The sequence below is a fragment of the Serinicoccus sp. JS2-9 genome (genome assembly GCF_059025165.1).
Window position 1 is genome coordinate 22,386 of sequence record NZ_CM180091.1, and the last position, 20,421, is coordinate 42,806.

The window sequence follows — 20,421 nt, forward strand, 5'->3', positions numbered from 1 at the left end:
TGTACTCCCTACTCAGCGCTTCTTGCCGGTCCGGCGACGACGCACGATGAGCTTGTCGCTGGGCTTGTTGGGCTTGCGGGTCCGGCCCTCGGGCTGGCCCCAGGGGCTCACCGGGTGGCGGCCACCGGACGTCCGGCCCTCACCACCACCGTGCGGGTGGTCGACCGGGTTCATGACGACACCGCGGACGGTCGGGCGCTTGCCCTTCCACCGCATGCGGCCGGCCTTGCCCCAGCTGATGTTGCTCTGCTCGGCGTTGCCCACCTCGCCGACGGTGGCGCGGCAGCGCGCGTCGACGTTGCGGATCTCACCGGAGGGCATGCGCAGTTGCGCCATCGGGCCGTCCTTGGCGACGAGCTGCACGCGGGCCCCGGCGGAGCGGGCAATCTTGGCGCCCCCACCGGGCCGCAGCTCGATCGCGTGGATGACCGTACCGACCGGGATGTTGCGCAGCGGCAGGTTGTTGCCGGGCTTGATGTCGGCGGACGGGCCGTTCTCGACCGTGTCGCCCTGCTTGAGCCGGTTCGGCGCGATGATGTAGCGCTTCTCGCCGTCGGTGTAGTGCAGCAGCGCGATGCGCGCGGTGCGGTTCGGGTCGTACTCGATGTGGGCGACCTTGGCGTTGACGCCGTCCTTGTCCGCCCGGCGGAAGTCGATGACGCGGTAGGCACGCTTGTGCCCGCCACCGATGTGCCGGGTCGTGATCCGACCGGTGGCGTTGCGCCCACCGGTCTTCGACAGCGGCTTGACCAGCGACTTCTCGGGGACGTCCCGGGTCACCTCGACGAAGTCGGCCACGCTCGAGCCACGGCGGCCCGGGGTCGTCGGCTTGTACTTGCGGATAGCCATTCTCGGATTCCTCTAGCTTCTCGTCTCAGGTGTCCCGGCTCAGAGCGTGCCGAAGATGTCGATGGAGCCCTCGCGCAGCGTCACGATCGCGCGCTTGGTGTCCTTGCGCTTGCCCATCCCGAACCGCGTGCGACGGGCCTTGCCCGGGCGGTTCATGGTGTGGACCGAGTCGACCTTGACGTCGAAGATGGCCTCGACGGCCTTCTTGATCTCGGACTTGTTGGACCGCGGGTCGACGAGGAAGGTGTACTTCCCCTGGTCGAGCAGCGCGTAGGACTTCTCGGACACGACCGGCGACAGCAGGATGTCGCGCGGGTCCTTCCGGCTGGTGAAGGTGCTCACTTGGCCTCCTCGGCGCTCGTACCGGTGGTGCCGGCGATGAAGGCGTCCAGGGCGGCCTGGGTGAAGACCACGTCGTCGGAGCACAGCACGTCGTAGGTGTTGAGCTGGTCGACGAAGAGGACGTGCACCTGCGCCATGTTGCGGACGCTGCGCAGCCCGACCTCGTCCGCGCGGTCCAGGACCACGAGGAGGTGCGGCCGGTCGGAGAGCGCCTGCAGCGCGGTGCGGGCCGTCTTGGTGGACGGCGCCTCGCCCTCGACGAGCGCCGACAGGACGTGGATGCGTCCGTGCCGGGCGCGGTCCGACAGCGCCCCGCGGAGCGCGGCGGCCTTCATCTTCTTGGGGGTCTTCTGGGCGTAGTTGCGCGGCTGCGGGCCGTGGACGGTGCCACCGCCGGCGAACTGCGGCGCGCGGGTCGAGCCCTGACGGGCCCGGCCGGTCCCCTTCTGCCGGTAGGGCTTGCGGCCACCGCCGCGCACGTCGGCGCGGGTCTTGGTGGCGTGGGTGCCCTGACGCGCCGCGGCCAACTGGGCCACGACGACCTGGTGGATGAGCGGCACGTTGGTCTGCACGTCGAAGAGCTCGGCGGGCAGGTCCACGGTGCCGGCGTCACCGCCGGTCGGCTTGGTGATGGTGAGGGAAGTCATGTGATCACGCACCCTTCGCGGCCGTGCGCACGAGGACGACACCGCCGCGGGGGCCGGGGACGGCACCCTTGATGAGCAGCAGGCCCTTCTCGGCGTCCACGGCGTGGACGGTCAGGTTCGAGGTGGTCTGGCGCACGCCGCCCATCCGGCCGGCCATGCGCAGGCCCTTGAAGACGCGGCCCGGGGTGGCGCAGCCACCGATCGAGCCGGGCTTGCGGTGGTTGCGGTGGGCACCGTGGGAGGCGCCGACGCCGGAGAAGCCGTGGCGCTTCATGACGCCCGCGAAGCCCTTGCCCTTGGTGGTGCCGGTGACGTCTACCGTCTGGCCACCCTCGAAGGTCTCCGCGGTCAGCTCCTGGCCCAGCTCGTAGCTGGCGGCGTCCGCGGTGCGGAGCTCGGCCACGTGCCGGCGCGGCGTGACGCCCGCCTTGGCGAAGTGACCCTTCAGCGGCTGGGTGACCTTGCGCGGGTCGATCGCGCCGAAGGCGATCTGCACGGCGTCATACCCGTCGGTCTCCGCGTTGCGGACCTGGGTCACGACGGCCGGGCCGGCCTTGATCACCGTGACCGGCACCAGGCGGTTCTCGGCGTCCCAGACCTGGGTCATGCCGAGCTTCTCACCGAGGATGCCCTTGACGGTGCGGTTCGTCTGAGTCGTAGTGGTCATCGTGGTCACACTCACAGCTTGATCTCGATGTTGACGTCCGCCGGCAGGTCGAGACGCATCAACGAGTCGACCGCCTTGGGGGTGGGGTCGACGATGTCGATCAGGCGCTTGTGCGTGCGCATCTCGAAGTGCTCGCGGCTGTCCTTGTACTTGTGGGGCGACCGGATGACGCAGAAGACGTTCTTCTCCGTCGGGAGCGGCACCGGGCCCACTACCGTGGCGCCAGCACGGGTCACCGTGTCAACGATCTTGCGCGCCGAGCTGTCGATGACCTCGTGGTCGTACGACTTAAGCCGGATGCGGATCTTCTGTCCCGCCATCGCTTGTCTGACTCTCTCTCGTCGTCCTGCTGGAACACTCTGGTCCGGCTGCGACCAGGCCTTTCACCGACCCCCGCGGTCGGGCGTGTCGCGCCCTCCGCGGACGTGACCCATCGATCGTGCGATCGTTCTGGGCGGTGTCCGTGCCCGGCGTGCTGCCGGGGCTTGCGCTGCCGTCGCCCGCGCCCTGGGGCGCGTGCCGGACGGCCGGTGACACACACACGGGTGCGCGCCACGCGTCAAGCAACCTGTCTAGTGTGCCATGCCCTGGCAGCCGACCTCAAATCGTGCCCGCTCCCCTGCCCCCGTCCCCTTCGCGGGCCAGCGCGAGGAGATCCTCGCGCGTCCAGGCCGCGGCCACGGTGGGAGCACCGAGCAGGTAGTCGGCGACCTGCTCCGGGCCGAGCCGGTGCGACTGCACCAGCCCACCGACGATGACCCGGAGGTAGGCCTCCCCCGGCGGGTTGGGTGGCAGGAGCGTCGGGTCGTCCGCCGTGAAGGTGAGGACGGGGAGACCGTCCAGCTCACCCACCCGGTGCACCGTCTCGTAGCGCCCCGGCCCGTAGCGGTGCCGGTCACCGTCGACCAACGGCGCCAGGTCGAGGGACTCCCCCGGCGGGCGGCGCATCTCCTGAGACGCCACATCGGCGAACTGCTCCGCCGTGATGAGGTAGGCGCGGGCGAGCACCACGCCGTCGTCACTCCCGTCATCCGGACCGCCCTCGACGTCCGGCGCATCGGTGGTGCGCCCGCGCCTGTCACGCCCCGACGATGGCACCGGGTCGAGGAAGGCGATGCCTCCGCCCCAGGTCAGCGACTCCCAGCCGAAGTGCAACCGGCCGGGCAGCCGCACCGGACGGTCGGCGCGCGGCTCCTGGGTGTCGCGCGCCCCGGGATACGACTGGCGGGCGCCGAGCGGTCGTCCCCCGACGAGGTAGTGGGCGAACCGCTCCCGGCTCAGGTTGGACCCGTAGGCGGCATACCAGAGGAGCATCTCCCCAGGCTCGCACGTATCCTCAGGGCATGGGTCATCGGGCACTCGCCGCCGCCCTCGCGGCGACGATGCTAGCCGGGTGCGGCTCGGGCGGAGGGCCGGTGGCGAGCGGGGCGGCCGTGACCTCGGTGGCCGGTGACCCCACCGGCTCACCGACGGCGGGCGACCGGGACGGCGCCACGTCGACCGCGACGGCACCCGCCACGACGAGCCGCACCGCCACGCCGACCGCACCGCCCGACTGTCCCGAGGACGGCGCGCTGGACTCCGTCACGTGGACCGAGGCCGAGGGGGGCCTCTCCCTGGCGGTCACCCCGTCCAGCGCGTTGCGCGTGTGCGCCGGCCCACTCCTGCGGTGGGAGTCCGACCCGCCAGGCTGGACCGAGGTCGTGGACCGTGCCGGTCCGGACGCCGACTCCGACGCGGTGCGGCAGCAGTATGCCTGCCACCTGCGCTTCGCCCGGGCCAAGGAGGTATGGCGGCTGGAGCCGTGGCGGCCGCTGGTCGACGAGGAGCAGCTCCTCGTCGACCGGTGCAACCCGTCAGCTCCCTGAGACGGCTCCGGTGCCGCTCATGCGGGCGAGCTCCTCGTCGAGGCCGCCGTCGATCTCGCCGGCAGCGGGGTCGTTGAAGACGTCGAGATCCATCTCGCCCTCGCTCTTGGCCACCACTGTGCTGACCATGGCATCACCGGTGATGTTGACCGCGGTGCGGATCATGTCCATGAGCCGGTCCACGCCGATGATGATGGCGATTCCCTCTACCGGCAGACCCACCTGGTTGAGCACCATGGTGAGCATGATGAGGCCCACACCGGGCACCCCAGCGGTGCCGATCGAGGCGAGCACCGCCATACCGATGACCGTGAGGTAACCGCCGATGCCCAGGTCGATGCCGTAGACGTTGGCGATGAAGACCGCGGCGACACCCTGCATGATCGCGGTGCCGTCCATGTTGATGGTGGCGCCGAACGGCACCGTGAAGGAGGCCACACCACGGTCGACGCCCATCCGCTGGTTGACCGCGCGCATCGTCACCGGAATCGTCGCGTTGGACGACGCGGTCGAGAAGGCGAAGAGCTGGGCGGAGCGGATCTTGCGTAGGAAGATCGCGGGGCTGAGCCGGTTGAACAGCCAGAAGAGCGCGAGGATCGTGACGAAGAGGTGGAAGAACAGCGCGCCCACGAGGGTGCCGACGTAGGAGGCCAGCGGGACGAACAGGTCGTAACCCTCACGCGCGAAGGCTCGGGCCAGCAGGGCGAAGACGCCGATGGGGGCGAACATCATGACGATGGTGACGACCTTCATCATGAGCTCGTTCATGTAGTCGCAGGCCTTGAGGAAGCCCTCGGACCGCTCCCCCAGCATGAGCGCCGCGATGCCGATGATGATGACGTAGAAGATGATCTGCAGCATGTCGCCGTTGGCGAACGCGGCGATGGGGTTGCCAGGGATGATCGCGGCGAGCGTCTGCCAGAACGTCTCGTCGTTGTTGGCCCCCTCCATGCCACTGGTGTCGACGCCGGACATGTCGAACCCCTTGCCGGGGCCGATCGCCAGCGCCAGGACGATGGCCGTCGTGATGGCGATCGCCGTGGTCGCGACGTAGAGGCCGAAGGCCTTGCCACCGACCCGCCCGAGCAGCTTGATGTCGCCGATGCCGGCGACCCCGGTGATGAGCGAGAAGACCACGAGCGGGACCACCAGCATCTGGAGCGCCCGGACGAACCCGTCGGCGACCAGCGTGAGGATGCCCTCGATCACGTGGTCGTTGACCCAGCCGACGTCCTTGACGGTGTTGAGCAGGATGCCGACGATCGCCCCGACCACGAGCGCGATCGTGATCTGCGTCGTCAGCGACATCGTGGTGCGGTCGCCGGAGGTCTGCTCCCGGTCGGTGTCCTGCTGCTGGCTGGGCTCCATGGTTTCCCTTCCCTTCACCCGTGGTCCTCAGGTGGGGGGAAACCTCTACCGCACCTTCCGCGACGACAAGGGTCGACGCGGCGCGGCGTCAGCCCTCCTGCTTGATCGCGGAGATCTCGAACTCCAGGCTCACCTTCTCCGACACCAGGACGCCACCGGTGTCCAGCGGCATGTTCCACTGAAGCCCGAAGTCGCGCCGGTCCAGCCGGCGACTCGCCTCGAAGCCGGCGCGCAGGTTGCCCATGGGATCGCGCTGGATGCCCAGGAGCTCGATCGGGATGGCCACCTGCTTGGTGACGTCCCGGATCGTCAGGTCACCGACCACCATGAAGTTGTTGGTCTCCACCTCGTCGATGGTGCTCGAGGCGAAGCGGATCTCCGGGTAGGTCTCCACGTCGAAGAAGTCGGGACTGCGCAGGTGCTGGTCGCGCTGCTCGTTGTAGGTGTCCACGCTCGCGGCCCGGATCAGCACCTGCACGCTGGAGGAGGCCACGTCGGCGACGTCCAGGTCGATGACCCCCTCCACATCGGTGAAGGTCCCCCGGACCGTGGTGATCATCGCGTGTCGGGCGGAGAAACCCACCCGGGTGTGCGCCGGGTCGAACCGCCACTGGCCACTCATCGACTCATCAAGGTCAGTCACCCTGCCAGCCTACCCCGGCACCCTGTGCGGCATACCACCCCGAGGAGCGACGAGCCCCCGCCACCTCCGAGGAGGTAACGGGGGCTCGAGCGTGGAACTCCGCGGAGCGGGTCAGATCACGTGAGGATCTTGGTGACCCGCCCGGCGCCGACGGTGCGGCCACCCTCGCGGATGTTGAACATCAGGCCCTCCTCCATGGCGATCGGCTGGATCAGCTCGACGCGCATGTCGGTGTTGTCGCCCGGCATGACCATCTCGGTGCCCTCGGGGAGGTGCACGACGCCGGTCACGTCGGTGGTCCGGAAGTAGAACTGCGGACGGTAGTTGTCATAGAACGGGGTGTGCCGGCCGCCCTCGTCCTTGGACAGGATGTAGGCTTGGCCCTCGAACTCGGTGTGCGGGGTGATCGACCCCGGCTTCACGACGACCTGACCGCGCTCGACGTCCTCACGCTTGGTGCCGCGCAGGAGCAGACCGACGTTCTCGCCCGCACGGCCCTCGTCGAGCAGCTTGCGGAACATCTCGATGCCGGTGACGGTGGTCTTGGAGGACTGCTCGCGGATACCCACGATCTCGACCTCCTCGTTGACCTTGAGGGTGCCGCGCTCGATGCGACCGGTGACGACGGTGCCACGACCGGTGATCGTGAAGACGTCCTCGACCGGCATCATGAACGGCTTGTCCAGGTCACGCACCGGCTCCGGGATGTACTCGTCCACGGTGTTCATGAGCTCGACGACGGTCTTGGCCCACTCCGGGTCACCCTCCAGCGCCTTGAGCGCGGAGACCTTGACGACCGGCAGGTCGTCGCCCGGGAACTCGTAGGAGGACAGCAGCTCGCGGACCTCCATCTCGACGAGCTCCATGATCTCCTCGTCGTCGACCATGTCGGCCTTGTTGAGCGCGACGACGATGTAGGGCACGCCGACCTGGCGGGCCAGGAGCACGTGCTCCTTGGTCTGCGGCATCGGGCCGTCGGTGGCGGCGACCACGAGGATCGCACCGTCCATCTGGGCCGCGCCGGTGATCATGTTCTTCACGTAGTCCGCGTGACCGGGGCAGTCGACGTGCGCGTAGTGGCGCTTGTCGGTCTGGTACTCGATGTGCGCGATGGAGATCGTGATACCGCGCTGCTTCTCCTCCGGAGCCTTGTCGATGGAGTCGAAGGGGGACTCCTCGTTCAGGTCCGGGTACTCGTCGTGCAGCACCTTGGAGATGGCAGCCGTCAGCGTGGTCTTGCCGTGGTCGATGTGACCGATGGTGCCGATGTTGACGTGCGGCTTGCTCCGCTCGAACTTGGCCTTCGCCACTTTGGGTGTCCTCCTGTTGGACTCTGGGGCGGTCGTCACCGGCTGGATGCCGGGAACGCCTCTTCGGATGGGTGTTGTCTGGTCCATCACTCCGCGGGCGGAGTGAGCGGGCTCACTCGCCGCGGACCTTCTTGATGATCTCCTCGGCGACGCTCTTGGGAACCTCGGCGTAGGAGTCGAACTGCATCGTGTAGTTGGCACGACCCTGGGTCCGGGACCGGAGGTCACCAACGTACCCGAACATCTCTGACAGCGGCACCACGGCCTTGACGACCTTGGCGCCGGAGATGTCCTCCATGGACTGGATCTGACCACGGCGGGCGTTGAGGTCGCCGATGACATCGCCCATGTAGTCCTCGGGCGTGCGCACCTCGACGGCCATCATCGGCTCTAGCAGCACCGGGTCGGCGCGGCGGGCGGCCTCCTTGAAGGCCATCGAACCGGCGATCTTGAACGCCATCTCCGAGGAGTCGACGTCGTGGTAGGCGCCGTCCACCAGGGTGGCCTTGACGCCGACGACCGGGTATCCGGCCTGGATGCCGAGCTGCATGGCGTCCTGGATGCCGTGGTCGACCGACGGGATGTACTCCTTCGGCACGCGACCACCGGTGACCGAGTTGTCGAACTCGTAGAGCTCGCCCTCGGCGGTGTCCAGCGGCTCGAAGGTCACCTGGATCTTGGCGAACTGACCCGACCCACCGGTCTGCTTCTTGTGCGTGTAGTCGTACTTCTCGACGACCTTCTTGATGGTCTCGCGGTAGGCGACCTGCGGGGCGCCGACGTTGGCCTCCACCTTGAACTCGCGCTTCATCCGGTCGACGAAGACGTCCAGGTGGAGCTCGCCCATCCCGCCGATGACGGTCTGACCGGTCTCCTCGTCCAGGCGGACGGTGAAGGTCGGGTCCTCCTGGACCAGCTTCTGGATCGCCGTGGACAGCTTCTCCTGGTCACCCTTGGTCTTGGGCTCGATGGCCACGTGGATGACCGGCTCGGGGAAGCTCATCGACTCGAGGACGATGTGGTCGCTCATGTCGGAGAGCGTGTCACCGGTGGTGGTGTCCTTGAGCCCGATCATGGCGTAGATGTGTCCGGCGGCCGCCGACTCGACCGGGTTCTCCTTGTTGGAGTGCATCTGGAACAGCTTGCCGATGCGCTCCTTCTTGCCCTTGGTCGCGTTGTAGACCGGCTGGCCGGCGTCGATCTTGCCGGAGTAGACGCGGACGTAGGTCAGCGTGCCGAAGAACGGGTGCGAGGCCACCTTGAAGGCCAGGCCGGAGAACGGCTCGCTGGAGTCCGGGCGGCGGGTCAGCTCGACCGTCTCGTCCTTGGGGTCGTGGCCCACCATCGGGGGCACGTCCAGCGGCGAGGGCAGGTAGGAGATGACCGCGTCCAGCATCGGCTGCACGCCCTTGTTCTTGAAGGCGGAGCCGCACAGCACCGGGTAGGCCTGGCTGTTGACGGTCATCTGGCGGATGCCCGCGACCAGGTCCTCCTCGGAGAGCTCGCCGTCCTCGAGATACTTCTCCATGAGCTCGTCGGTCGCCTCGGCGACCTGCTCGACGAGGGTCTCGCGGTACTCCTCGGCCTGCGCCTGCAGGTCCTCAGGGATCTCCTCGACGACGTAGTCCTCACCCTTGGCGACCTCGCCGCGCCAGGTCAGGGCGCGCATCTTGATGAGGTCGACGACGCCGATGAAATCGCTCTCGGCCCCGATCGGGAGCTGGACGACGAGCGGCGTGGCGCCCAGGCGGTCCTTGATCGTCTGCACGGTGAAGTAGAAGTCCGCGCCGAGCTTGTCCATCTTGTTGACGAAGCAGATGCGGGGGACGTCGTACTTGTCGGCCTGCCGCCAGACCGTCTCGGACTGGGGCTCGACGCCCTCCTTGCCGTCGAAGACGGCGACCGCACCGTCGAGCACACGCAGGGACCGCTCCACCTCGACGGTGAAGTCGACGTGCCCCGGGGTGTCGATGATGTTGATCTGGTTGTCTTTCCAGAACGTCGTCGTCGCGGCGGAGGTGATCGTGATGCCGCGCTCCTGCTCCTGCTCCATCCAGTCCATCGTGGACGCACCGTCGTGCGTCTCGCCGATCTTGTAGTTGATGCCGGTGTAGAACAGGATCCGCTCGGTGGTCGTCGTCTTGCCGGCATCGATGTGCGCCATGATGCCGATGTTGCGGACCTTGTTGAGGTCCGTGAGGACGTCGAGTGCCACAGTCTCTCTTCTCTGCTTGTGGATCAGGTGGGTGCGTCGTGCGGGTGCGCGCCGCCGGTGGTGAGGTACGCCGTGCCGCGGGGGACGCGGCATACCTCACCCCGGCCGGTGGTCACCAGCGGTAGTGCGCGAACGCCTTGTTGGCGTCAGCCATCTTGTGGGTGTCCTCGCGGCGCTTCACCGCGGCGCCCAGGCCGTTGCTCGCGTCGAGGATCTCGTTCATGAGGCGCTCGGTCATGGTCTTCTCGCGACGCTGCCGGGAGTAGCCCACGAGCCAGCGCAGCGCCAGCGTGGTCGAGCGGTTGGGCTTGACCTCGATCGGGACCTGGTAGGTCGCGCCACCCACGCGGCGGGACTTGACCTCCAGCGCCGGCTTGACGTTGTCGAGCGCGCGCTTGAGCGTCTGCACCGGGTCGGTGCCGGTCTTGGCACGGCAGCCCTCGAGGGCGCCGTAGACGATGCGCTCGGCGGTCGACTTCTTCCCGTCGGTCAGGATCTTGTTGACCAGCTGGGTCACCAGGGTCGAGCCGTAGACCGGGTCGTTGATGAGGGGGCGCTTCGGAGCGGGGCCCTTACGAGGCATTACTTCTTCTCCTTCTTGGCGCCGTAGCGGGAGCGGGCCTGGTTGCGGCCCTTGACGCCCTGGGTGTCCAGGGACCCGCGGATGATCTTGTAGCGGACACCGGGCAGGTCCTTCACCCGGCCACCGCGGACGAGCACGATCGAGTGCTCCTGCAGGTTGTGGCCGACGCCCGGGATGTAAGCAGTGACCTCGACGCCGCTGGTCAGGCGCACACGGGCGACCTTGCGCAGGGCGGAGTTCGGCTTCTTCGGGGTGGTCGTGTAGACGCGGGTGCAGACGCCGCGGCGCTGCGGGTTGCCCTTGAGGGCCGGGGAGTTGGTCTTCTTGACCTTGTCCTGCCGGCCCTTGCGGACAAGCTGGTTGATCGTAGGCACTGAGTCTCCGTCAGTCGTCGTGTTCTCTGCGCTTCCCCACGGTGGCCGTGGATCACGCTCCTTGTCTTCTGCCTGCCCTCGACCCCCGCGATCGGGTGTGTCGGACACGCTGCTCTCCCCTGCACTTCCCGTCCGGCCTTCCGCGTGCCATGATGACCGGCACCGGCGGGCCGGGCGGACTGCCCGGCGAGAGGGGGTCGGCCCGCGTGGCGGGCCTTCATCGTGCCTGGGCACGCAGGCCCACACACAGTTCTCCAGCCTACCGCGCGGTCACCGACCCGGCCAAATCACGACGGGTGCCCCGCGGACGCGACAGGGCGGGTATGCCGTGGTGCCGGCATACCCGCCCTGATCACGTCGGTCAGAGGTGACCGCTCGCGTCGCTCAGTAGCGCGGCTCGTCCATGGGGACGTCGTCGAGGCGGACCGCCTCGCCGCTGCCCTGACCGAACGCGCCGGCGTAGTCGAAGTCCTCGTAGTCCGGCACCGCGTAGGCCTCGGCCTTGGCCTCCTCCGTGGGCTCCACGGTGAGGTTGCGGTAGCGCGGCAGGCCGGTTCCCGCGGGGATCAGCTTGCCGAGGATGACATTCTCCTTCAGGCCCAGCAGCGGGTCGCTCTTGGCCTCCATGGCCGCCTCGGTGAGGACGCGGGTGGTCTCCTGGAAGGAGGCCGCCGACATCCACGAGTCGGTCGCCAGCGAGGCCTTGGTGATGCCCATGAGCTCGGGACGACCCGAGGCGGGGCGACCACCCTCGGAGACGACGCGACGGTTCTCGGTCTCGAAGCGCCCACGCTCGGCGAGCGTGCCCGGGAGCAGCTCGGTGTCGCCGGCCTCGATGATCGTGATCCGGCGCAGCATCTGCCGCACGATGACCTCGATGTGCTTGTCGTGGATCGACACACCCTGCTGGCGGTAGACGCCCTGCACCTGGTCGACCAGGTGCTGCTGGGTCGCCCGCGGGCCCAGGATGCGCAGCACCTGCTTGGGGTCGATCGCGCCGACGACGAGCTGGGTGCCGACCTCGACGTGGTCGCCGTCGCTGACCAGCAGGCGCGAGCGCTTGCTGATCGGGTAGGCGTGCTCGTCGCTGCCGTCGTCCGGGGTGAGCAGGATCCGACGGGTCTTGTCGGTGTCCTCGATCTCGATCCGGCCGGTGGCCTCCGCGATCGGCGCCACACCCTTGGGGGTACGGGCCTCGAAGAGCTCCTGGACACGCGGCAGACCCTGGGTGATGTCGTCACCGGCCACACCACCGGTGTGGAAGGTCCGCATCGTCAGCTGGGTGCCGGGCTCACCGATCGACTGGGCCGCGATGATGCCGACGGCCTCGCCGATGTCCACCAGCTTGCCGGTGGCCAGGGAGCGGCCGTAGCACTTGGCGCAGGTGCCGACCAGCGACTCGCAGGTCAGGACCGAGCGGACCTTGACCTCCTCGACGCCGGCGGCGACGAGGGTGTCGATGACGACGTCACCGAGGTCGATGCCGGCCTGGGCCAGCACCTCCCCGTCCACCTCGACGTCCTGGGCGAGCGTGCGGGCGTAGACCGCGGTCTCGACGTCCTCGTGCTCGCGCAACGTGCCGTCGGCCCCTCGCTGGGCGATCGCCATGACGAAGCCACGGTCGGTGCCGCAGTCCTCCTCGCGGATGATGACGTCCTGGCTGACGTCGACCAGACGACGCGTGAGGTAGCCCGAGTCGGCGGTCCGCAGCGCGGTGTCCGCCAGACCCTTGCGGGCGCCGTGCGTCGAGATGAAGAACTCCAGGACCGACAGGCCCTCGCGGAAGTTCGACTTGATCGGACGCGGGATGATCTCACCCTTCGGGTTGGCCATGAGGCCACGCATACCGGCGATCTGACGCAGCTGGAACCAGTTGCCTCGGGCACCCGAGGTCACCATCCGGTAGATGGTGTTGTCCTTGGGCATCGAGGTCTCCAGCTCCTTGGCCACCTCGTTGGTCGCCTGGGTCCAGATCTCGATGAGCTCCTGACGGCGCTCGTCGTCGGTGATGAGACCACGCTCGTACTGCAGCTGGACCTTGGCGGCCTTCGCCTCGTAGGAGGACAGGATCTCGGTCTTGCGCTCCGGCGTCTGCACGTCGGAGACCGCCACCGTGGTGCCCGAGCGGGTCGCCCAGTGGTAGCCGGCGTCCTTGAGCGAGTCCAGGCTCGCGGCGACCTGCACCTTGGTGTAGCGCTCGGCCAGGTCGTTGACGATGCCGGACAGCCGCTTCTTGTCCACCACCTCGTTCACGTAGGCGTAGTTGGGCGGCAGCGCGTCGTTGAACAGCGCGCGACCCAGCGTGGTCTCGAGGATGAAGGTCTCGACGACCCCGTCCTCGCTCACCTGCGCGTCCTCGGGCAGCTCGTGACCCAGCGGCGCCGCGGTCTGGTGCAGCCGCAGCCGGATGGGGCTACCGAGCGCGATCTGACCCGCGTCGAAGGCCATCTGCGCCTCGGCCACCGAGCCGAAGCTACGCAGGTGCTGCTCCCCGTCCTCGTCGACCACGTGGGCGTCGCTCGGGGCGGCACCGGTGTGCTCGGAGGTGAGGTGGAACAGGCCGATGATCATGTCCTGGGTGGGCATGGTCACCGGGCGACCGTCGGCCGGCTTGAGGATGTTGTTGGAGCTCAGCATGAGGATCCGGGCCTCGGCCTGGGCCTCCGCCGACAGCGGCACGTGCACCGCCATCTGGTCACCGTCGAAGTCGGCGTTGAAGGCGGTGCAGACCAGCGGGTGGATCTGGATCGCCTTGCCCTCGACCAGCTGCGGCTCGAAGGCCTGGATGCCGAGGCGGTGCAGCGTGGGCGCGCGGTTGAGCAGCACGGGGTGGTCGGTGATGACCTCCTCGAGCACGTCCCACACGACGGAGCGGCCACGCTCGACCATCCGCTTCGCGGACTTGATGTTCTGCGCGTGGTCCAGGTCGACCAGCCGCTTCATGACGAAGGGCTTGAACAGCTCCAGCGCCATCTGCTTGGGCAGGCCGCACTGGTGCAGCCGCAGCTGCGGGCCGACGACGATGACCGAACGGCCGGAGTAGTCGACGCGCTTGCCGAGCAGGTTCTGCCGGAACCGGCCCTGCTTGCCCTTGAGCATGTCGGACAGCGACTTCAGCGGCCGGTTGCCCGGGCCGGTCACCGCACGACCGCGGCGGCCGTTGTCGAAGAGGCTGTCGACGGCCTCCTGCAGCATCCGCTTCTCGTTGTTGACGATGATCTCCGGCGCGCCCAGGTCCAGCAGCCGCTTGAGGCGGTTGTTGCGGTTGATGACGCGACGGTAGAGGTCGTTGAGGTCCGAGGTCGCGAAGCGGCCACCGTCGAGCTGCACCATCGGGCGCAGGTCCGGCGGGATGACCGGGACGCAGTCCAGGACCATGCCGGCCGGCTCGTTCTTGGTCTGCTGGAAGGAGCTGACCACCTTGAGCCGCTTGATGGCGCGGGTCTTGCGCTGGCCCTTGCCGGTGGCGATGACCTCACGCAGCGACTCGGCCTCGGCGTCGAGGTCGAAGTTCTGCAGCCGCTTCTGCAGCGCCGCAGCACCCATGCCGCCCTCGAAGTACATCCCGAAGCGGTCACGCATCTCGCGGTAGAGGATCTCGTCGCCCTCGAGGTCCTGGACCTTGAGGTTCTTGAAGCGGTCCCAGACCTGCTCCAGGCGCTCGATCTGCTGGTCGGCGCGGCGGCGGATCTGGTTCATCTCGCGCTCGGCGCCGTCCTTGACCTTGCGCTTGGCGTCGGACTTGGCGCCCTCCGCCTCGAGCTCGGCCAGGTCGGTCTCGAGCTTCTTGGCGCGCTCCTCCACGTCGGCGTCGCGACGGTTCTCCAGGGCCTTCTTCTCGGTCTGGATCTGCGCCTCGAGGCTGGGCAGGTCCTCGTGCCGGCCCTCCTCGTCGACGTGCGTGATCATGTAGGCCGCGAAGTAGATGACCTTCTCCAGGTCCTTCGGCGCCAGGTCCAGCAGGTAGCCCAGGCGCGACGGGACGCCCTTGAAGTACCAGATGTGCGTGACGGGCGCGGCCAGCTCGATGTGGCCCATCCGCTCCCGGCGCACGCCGGCGCGGGTCACCTCGACGCCGCAGCGCTCACAGATGATGCCCTTGAAGCGGACGCGCTTGTACTTGCCGCAGTAGCACTCCCAGTCCCGGGTCGGGCCGAAGATCTTCTCGCAGAAGAGGCCGTCCTTCTCGGGCTTCAGGGTGCGGTAGTTGATGGTCTCCGGCTTCTTGACCTCGCCGTGGGACCAGGTGCGGATGTCCTCGGCCGTGGCCAGGCCGATCCGCAGCTCGTCGAAGAAGTTCACATCGAGCACGTCGTGCTCTCCTTACTTTCGTTCTGCTTCAAGATGTCAGTGCTGTGATGGTCGCCGGACTGCCCGGACGGGCTGCGCCCGGCGACCTCAGACGTTCCGCGAAACCAAGCTCGCTTCGCTCGCGGTTTCGCGGCTAGACCTCTTCGACCGAGCTGGGCTCGCGGCGGCTCAGGTCGATGCCGAGCTCCTCCGCGGCGCGGAACACCTCGGTGTCCGACTCGCGCAGGTCGATCTGGCTGCCGTCGGAGGAGAGCACCTCGACGTTCAGGCAGAGCGACTGCATCTCCTTGATAAGCACCTTGAACGACTCCGGGATGCCCGGCTCGGGGACGTTGTCGCCCTTGACGATCGACTCGTAGACCTTCACCCGGCCGGTGACGTCGTCGGACTTGATCGTGAGCAGCTCCTGCAGCGCGTAGGCGGCGCCGTAGGCCTCCAGGGCCCACACCTCCATCTCACCGAAGCGCTGGCCACCGAACTGCGCCTTACCGCCCAGCGGCTGCTGGGTGATCATCGAGTAGGGGCCGGTGCTGCGGGCGTGGATCTTGTCGTCCACGAGGTGGTGCAGCTTGAGGATGTACATGTAGCCGACCGAGATCTCGTCCGGGAAGGGCTCGCCGGAGCGGCCGTCGAAGAGCTTGGCCTTGCCGCCGGAGTCGATGAGCCGGTCGCCGTCGCGGGTCGGGGTCGTCGAGTCGAGCAGACCGGTGATCTCACCCTCGCGGGCACCGTCGAAGACCGGGCTGGCCACGCGGGTGCGGGCCGGGGCCTGACGGGCGTCGGCCGGGATGTCCTCGGCCCACTCCGGCTCACCGACGATCTCCCAGCCCTGTGCCGCGGCCCAGCCGAGGTGCAGCTCCAGGATCTGGCCGATGTTCATCCGGCCGGGCACGCCGAGCGGGTTGAGCACCACGTCGACCGGGGTGCCGTCCTCGAGGAAGGGCATGTCCTCGACCGGCAGGATCTTGGAGATGACGCCCTTGTTGCCGTGGCGGCCGGCGAGCTTGTCGCCGTCGGTGATCTTGCGCTTGTTGGCGACGTAGACCCGGACCAGCTGGTTGACGCCCGGGGGCAGCTCGTCGCCGTCCTCGCGGTCGAAGACCTTGACGCCGATGACCGTGCCGGTCTCGCCGTGCGGGACCTTCATCGAGGTGTCGCGCACCTCGCGGGCCTTCTCGCCGAAGATGGCGCGCAGCAGGCGCTCCTCCGGGGTCAGCTCGGTCTCACCCTTGGGCGTGACCTTGCCGACGAGCAGGTCGCCGTCGCGGACCTCGGCGCCGATGCGGATGATGCCGCGCTCGTCGAGGTCGGCCAGGACGTCGTCGGAGACGTTGGGGATGTCCCGCGTGATCTCCTCCGGGCCCAGCTTGGTGTCGCGGGCGTCGATCTCGTGCTCCTCGATGTGGATCGAGGAGAGCACGTCGTCCTGCACGAGGCGCTGCGACAGGATGATCGCGTCCTCGTAGTTGTAGCCCTCCCACGGCATGAACGCCACGAGCAGGTTGCGTCCCAGCGCCATCTCGCCGCCGTCGGTCGCGGGACCGTCGGCCAGCAGCTGACCCGCCTCGACGTGGTCGCCCACGTCGACCCGGACCTGCTGGTTGTAGCAGTTGCCCTGGTTGGAGCGGGTGAACTTGTTGATCTTGTAGGACTGGTAGGTCCCGTCGTCGTTGGCCACGGTGACCAGGTCGGCCGAGACCTCCTGGACCGCGCCCGCCTTCGCCGCGCGCACGACGTCGCCGGAGTCGAGGGCGGCGCGGTGCTCCATACCGGTGCCGACGAGGGGGGCCTCGGCGCGGACCAGCGGCACGGCCTGACGCTGCATGTTGGCGCCCATGAGCGCGCGGTTGGCGTCGTCGTGCTCGAGGAACGGGATCATCGCGGTCGCGGCGGACACCATCTGGCGCGCCGAGACGTCCATGTAGTCGACCTCGGAGGCCGGCACGTCGACGGCCTCGCCGTCGCGGGCGCGGACCAGCACGCGGTCGTCGAGGAAGGTGCCGTCCTCGTCGAGCTTGGCGTTGGCCTGCGCGATGACGAAGCGGTCCTCCTCACCGGCCGAGAGGTAGTCGACGACGTCGGTGACCTTGCCGTCCTTGACCCGGCGGTACGGCGTCTCCACGAAGCCGAAGGGGTTGATCCGGCCGTAGGAGGCGAGCGAGCCGATAAGACCGATGTTGGGACCCTCAGGGGTCTCGATCGGGCACATGCGGCCGTAGTGGCTCACGTGGACGTCGCGGACCTCCATGCCGGCGCGGTCACGGGACAGACCACCCGGGCCCAGCGCGGACAGGCGCCGCTTGTGCGTCAGGCCGGAGAGCGGGTTGTTCTGGTCCATGAACTGGCTCAGCTGGCTGGTGCCGAAGAACTCCTTGATGGAGGCGACGACCGGCCGGATGTTGATCAGGGTCTGCGGCGTGATGGCCTCGACGTCCTGGGTCGTCATCCGCTCGCGCACGACGCGCTCCATCCGGGACAGGCCGGTGCGGACCTGGTTCTGGATGAGCTCGCCGACGCTGCGCAGGCGGCGGTTGCCGAAGTGGTCGATGTCGTCGACCTCGACCGGGACGTCGCCGGACGGCGCGCCCATGGTCTCCTCACCGGCGTGCAGCGCGACGAGGTAGTGGATCGTCGCGACGACGTCGTCGATGGCCAGCACGGACTCGCCGAGCGGCGCCTGCTGCCCCAGCTTCTTGTTGATCTTGTAGCGACCCACCTTGGCCAGGTCGTAGCGCTTGGGGTTGAAGTAGAGGTTCTCCAGCAGGGTCTGCGCGGCCTCCTTGGTCGGGGGCTCGCCCGGGCGCAGCTTGCGGTAGATGTCGAGCAGGGCCTCGTCCTGGTCGGTGGTGTGGTCCTTCTCCAGGGTGAGCCGGATCGACTCGTAGTCGCCGAACTCCTCGAGGATCTGGTCGGTGGTCCACCCCAGCGCCTTGAGCAGGACGGTGACGCTCTGCTTGCGCTTGCGGTCCACGCGCACGCCGACCTGGTCGCGCTTGTCCACCTCGAACTCCAGCCAGGCACCGCGGCTCGGGATGACCTTGGCGGAGAAGATGTCCTTGTCCGACGTCTTGTCCAGGCTGCGCTCGAAGTAGACGCCTGGGCTGCGGACCAACTGCGAGACGACGACCCGCTCGGTGCCGTTGACGATGAAGGTGCCGCGCGGCGTCATGAGCGGGAAGTCGCCCATGAAGACGGTCTGGCTCTTGATCTCACCGGTCGAGTTGTTGATGAACTCCGCGGTGACGAAGAGCGGCGCGGAGTAGGTCATGTCCTTCTCCTGGCACTCCTCGACGGAGTACTTCTGCTCCTCGAACCGGTGGTCGCGGAAGCTCAGCGACATGGAGCCGGAGAAGTCCTCGATCGGGGAGATCTCCTCGAAGATCTCCTCCAGACCGGAGGTGGTGGGGATGTCGTCGCGTCCGTCAGCCTGGGCAGCGGCGACGCGCTCCTGCCAGGCCTCGTTGCCCAGGAGCCAGTCGAAGCTCTCCGTCTGGAGGGCCAGGAGGTCAGGGACCTCCAGCGGCTCCCGAATCTTTGCAAAGCTCAGGCGGCCGGACGCCGTCTGAGCGGTGGACACAGTCTTCTTCGCAGTGCGCGAGGCAGCCAAGGATGGTCCTTCCACGGGCCTTTGAGTTGTGCAGCGGTCAGGCGTGACCAGGACCCGCTCACGAGGGGCTGTCGCGGTCTGGGCCGGCAGCGCCGACGGACCTGGTCGGCGCGCGCACCAGCGCTTCAGCGGTGATCGGGGGCAGGTGATGGGCAGCGCAAAGAACTACAGTACACGACCGATGGCCCGACGTCCAATCGCGTTCGTCGGGACGTGCTCGGAGGCCGGTGTCGGCTCAGGGGCGGACGCGCCCCCGGTGGGATCCGACACCCGCTGACCTGAGCAGGTGCTGCCACGATGGTGCTCCCTGACCCGCCGGTCCGTCAAGCATCGCGGCACCACCAGCGTGTCCACCCCTCCCCCACCGGACGTCGTGAATGGTTGCCCCCGGAGACGACCGAAGGCGGGGCCGCACGAACGAACGTGCGACCCCGCCCGCGGCACGGTGGAGCATCGGCGGCGCGTCACGGCATACGAGATGCCTGACCCGCCGCCGACAAGCTCACTTGAGCGTGACGGTGGCGCCAGCGCCCTCGAGCTGCTCCTTGGCCTTCTCGGCGGCTTCCTTGTCGACCTTCTCCAGGACAGGCTTGGGGGCGCCGTCCACGAGGTCCTTGGCCTCCTTGAGGCCGAGGGAGGTCAGCGCGCGGACCTCCTTGATGACCTGGATCTTCTTGTCGCCGGCTGCCTCGAGGACGACGTCGAACTCGTCCTGCTCCTCAGCGGCGGCGCCGGCGTCGCCGCCGTCCGCTGCCGGGGCGCCGGCGGCCGCGACGGCAACCGGGGCGGCCGCGGTGACCTCGAAGGTCTCCTCGAAGGCCTTGACGAACTCGGACAGCTCGATGAGGGTCATCTCCTTGAACTGGTCAAGGAGCTCCTCGGTGCTCAGCTTCGCCATGATGGGCGTTCCTTCCTGTTGTATGCCGTGAGTGGCGTGGTGGTGGTGCGCTGGGCCGCTCTCCCGGGTGGGAGGGGCGGCTCAGCTCTCGTCGCCACCCTCGGCGACGTCGTTGGTGGCCTCGGCAGACTCGGCTGCCTCGGCGGTGGTGTCGGCCTCGTCGGCGGGCGCCGACTCGGTCGCGGCGGCGGGACCGCCCTGCTCCTCGACCTTCGCGCGCAGCGACTCCACGACCCGGGCGGTCGTGGACATCGGAGCGGCGAACAGGCCGACGGCCTTGGACAGGTTGCCCTTCATGGCACCCGCCAGCTTGGCCAGCAGGACCTCGCGAGACTCGAGGTCCGCGAGCTTGGTGATCTCGTCGGGCGTCAGCGACTTGCCGTCGAGGACGCCTGCCTTGATGACCAGGGCCGGGTTGGCCTTGGCGAAGTCACGCAGCCCCTTGGCCGCCTCCACCGGGTCACCGGTGACGAAGGCGATGGCCGTGGGGCCCTGCAGGTGCTCGTCGAGGCCGTCGATGCCGGCCTCGGCAGCAGCACGCTTGGTCAGCGTGTTCTTCACCACGGCGTAGGTGGCGTGCTCACGCATGGAGGCGCGCAGCTCGGTGATCTGGCTCACCCGCAGCCCGCGGTACTCCGTCAGCACGGCCCCACCAGAGCTGCGGAACTTCTCCGTCAGCTCGGCGATGGCAGCAACCTTCTCGGGCGTCGCCATACTGGCCTCCTTCACGTCGTGGTGC

Annotated in this window: 17 protein-coding genes; 1 reads left to right on the forward strand and 16 read right to left on the reverse strand. The window is 68.3% G+C overall.

Annotation, left to right across the window (positions count from 1 at the left end):
- Positions 1-12: 12 nt before the first annotated feature.
- The 6 genes from rplB to AC5PYY_RS00185 all read right to left on the reverse strand — a co-directional run bounded on the left by rplB (position 13) and on the right by AC5PYY_RS00185 (position 3,819).
- Positions 13-849 (reverse strand): 50S ribosomal protein L2, encoded by an 837-nt coding sequence (gene rplB, locus AC5PYY_RS00160; RefSeq protein WP_493897834.1) that lies wholly within the window; start codon positions 847-849, stop codon positions 13-15.
- Positions 850-888: 39 nt separating this feature from the next.
- The gene (gene rplW, locus AC5PYY_RS00165) at positions 889-1,191 is read right to left on the reverse strand and encodes a 50S ribosomal protein L23 (protein WP_493897835.1); all 303 of its coding nucleotides are present in this window, start codon (positions 1,189-1,191) and stop codon (positions 889-891) included.
- Positions 1,188-1,838, reverse strand: coding sequence for a 50S ribosomal protein L4 (gene rplD, locus AC5PYY_RS00170; protein ID WP_493897836.1), 651 nt, complete (start codon positions 1,836-1,838; stop codon positions 1,188-1,190). Before rplD ends, rplW begins: the two co-directional genes overlap by 4 nt.
- Before the next feature lie 4 nt (positions 1,839-1,842).
- Positions 1,843-2,505, reverse strand: a complete 663-nt coding sequence (gene rplC, locus AC5PYY_RS00175; RefSeq protein ID WP_493897837.1) for a 50S ribosomal protein L3 — start codon at positions 2,503-2,505, stop codon at positions 1,843-1,845.
- An 11-nt stretch (positions 2,506-2,516) separates the two neighbouring features.
- Positions 2,517-2,825, reverse strand: coding sequence for a 30S ribosomal protein S10 (rpsJ, locus tag AC5PYY_RS00180; protein WP_006946210.1), 309 nt, complete (start codon positions 2,823-2,825; stop codon positions 2,517-2,519).
- Positions 2,826-3,105: 280 nt separating this feature from the next.
- A complete protein-coding gene (locus tag AC5PYY_RS00185; protein ID WP_493897838.1) occupies positions 3,106-3,819 on the reverse strand; it encodes a histone deacetylase in 714 nt (237 codons plus the stop codon).
- A 29-nt stretch (positions 3,820-3,848) separates the two neighbouring features.
- Between AC5PYY_RS00185 and AC5PYY_RS00190 the strand changes: the two genes are divergently transcribed.
- On the forward strand, positions 3,849-4,373 hold the full coding sequence (locus AC5PYY_RS00190; protein ID WP_493897839.1) for a DUF2599 domain-containing protein: 525 nt from the start codon (positions 3,849-3,851) through the stop codon (positions 4,371-4,373).
- On the opposite strand, the gene AC5PYY_RS00195 is transcribed toward AC5PYY_RS00190, so the two are convergent.
- From AC5PYY_RS00195 to rplJ, 10 genes are all read right to left on the reverse strand, one after another.
- Entirely contained in the window at positions 4,362-5,741 is a 1,380-nt protein-coding gene (locus tag AC5PYY_RS00195; RefSeq protein ID WP_493897840.1) for a dicarboxylate/amino acid:cation symporter, read from the reverse strand. The genes AC5PYY_RS00190 and AC5PYY_RS00195 overlap by 12 nt on opposite strands.
- Positions 5,742-5,829: 88 nt before the next feature.
- Positions 5,830-6,384 carry a YceI family protein gene (locus AC5PYY_RS00200; protein ID WP_493897841.1) on the reverse strand — a complete coding sequence of 185 codons (555 nt, stop codon included), beginning with the start codon at positions 6,382-6,384 and terminating at the stop codon, positions 5,830-5,832.
- A 116-nt stretch (positions 6,385-6,500) separates the two neighbouring features.
- On the reverse strand, positions 6,501-7,694 hold the full coding sequence (gene tuf / locus AC5PYY_RS00205; RefSeq protein ID WP_493897842.1) for an elongation factor Tu: 1,194 nt from the start codon (positions 7,692-7,694) through the stop codon (positions 6,501-6,503).
- A 112-nt stretch (positions 7,695-7,806) separates the two neighbouring features.
- Entirely contained in the window at positions 7,807-9,909 is a 2,103-nt protein-coding gene (gene fusA, locus AC5PYY_RS00210) for an elongation factor G (RefSeq protein ID WP_493897843.1), read from the reverse strand.
- Between the two features lie 112 nt (positions 9,910-10,021).
- Positions 10,022-10,492, reverse strand: coding sequence for a 30S ribosomal protein S7 (gene rpsG / locus AC5PYY_RS00215; RefSeq protein WP_493897844.1), 471 nt, complete (start codon positions 10,490-10,492; stop codon positions 10,022-10,024).
- The gene (gene rpsL, locus AC5PYY_RS00220) at positions 10,492-10,866 is read right to left on the reverse strand and encodes a 30S ribosomal protein S12 (RefSeq protein ID WP_151526000.1); all 375 of its coding nucleotides are present in this window, start codon (positions 10,864-10,866) and stop codon (positions 10,492-10,494) included. Before rpsL ends, rpsG begins: the two co-directional genes overlap by 1 nt.
- A gap of 384 nt (positions 10,867-11,250) precedes the next feature.
- On the reverse strand, positions 11,251-15,177 hold the full coding sequence (locus AC5PYY_RS00225; protein ID WP_493897845.1) for a DNA-directed RNA polymerase subunit beta': 3,927 nt from the start codon (positions 15,175-15,177) through the stop codon (positions 11,251-11,253).
- Between the two features lie 133 nt (positions 15,178-15,310).
- Positions 15,311-18,784, reverse strand: coding sequence for a DNA-directed RNA polymerase subunit beta (gene rpoB, locus AC5PYY_RS00230; RefSeq protein WP_493897846.1), 3,474 nt, complete (start codon positions 18,782-18,784; stop codon positions 15,311-15,313).
- Between the two features lie 502 nt (positions 18,785-19,286).
- Complete coding sequence (gene rplL, locus AC5PYY_RS00235) at positions 19,287-19,682, reverse strand: 50S ribosomal protein L7/L12 (RefSeq protein WP_493897847.1); 396 nt, start codon at positions 19,680-19,682, stop codon at positions 19,287-19,289.
- 81 nt (positions 19,683-19,763) lie between these two features.
- Positions 19,764-20,396: a 50S ribosomal protein L10 gene (gene rplJ, locus AC5PYY_RS00240; protein ID WP_493897848.1), complete on the reverse strand. Its 633-nt coding sequence runs from the start codon at positions 20,394-20,396 to the stop codon at positions 19,764-19,766.
- Positions 20,397-20,421: the final 25 nt, after the last annotated feature.

Coding starts and splice junctions, on each gene's coding strand:
- rplB (WP_493897834.1), bottom strand. CDS start 849: ATGGCTATCCGCAAGTACAAGCCGACGACCCCGGGCCGCCGTGGCTCG.
- rplD (WP_493897836.1), bottom strand. CDS start 1,838: ATGACTTCCCTCACCATCACCAAGCCGACCGGCGGTGACGCCGGCACC.
- rpsG (WP_493897844.1), bottom strand. CDS start 10,492: ATGCCTCGTAAGGGCCCCGCTCCGAAGCGCCCCCTCATCAACGACCCG.
- rplC (WP_493897837.1), bottom strand. CDS start 2,505: ATGACCACTACGACTCAGACGAACCGCACCGTCAAGGGCATCCTCGGT.
- AC5PYY_RS00195 (WP_493897840.1), bottom strand. CDS start 5,741: ATGGAGCCCAGCCAGCAGCAGGACACCGACCGGGAGCAGACCTCCGGC.
- rpsJ (WP_006946210.1), bottom strand. CDS start 2,825: ATGGCGGGACAGAAGATCCGCATCCGGCTTAAGTCGTACGACCACGAG.
- AC5PYY_RS00190 (WP_493897839.1), top strand. CDS start 3,849: ATGGGTCATCGGGCACTCGCCGCCGCCCTCGCGGCGACGATGCTAGCC.
- rplL (WP_493897847.1), bottom strand. CDS start 19,682: ATGGCGAAGCTGAGCACCGAGGAGCTCCTTGACCAGTTCAAGGAGATG.
- rplJ (WP_493897848.1), bottom strand. CDS start 20,396: ATGGCGACGCCCGAGAAGGTTGCTGCCATCGCCGAGCTGACGGAGAAG.
- AC5PYY_RS00185 (WP_493897838.1), bottom strand. CDS start 3,819: ATGCTCCTCTGGTATGCCGCCTACGGGTCCAACCTGAGCCGGGAGCGG.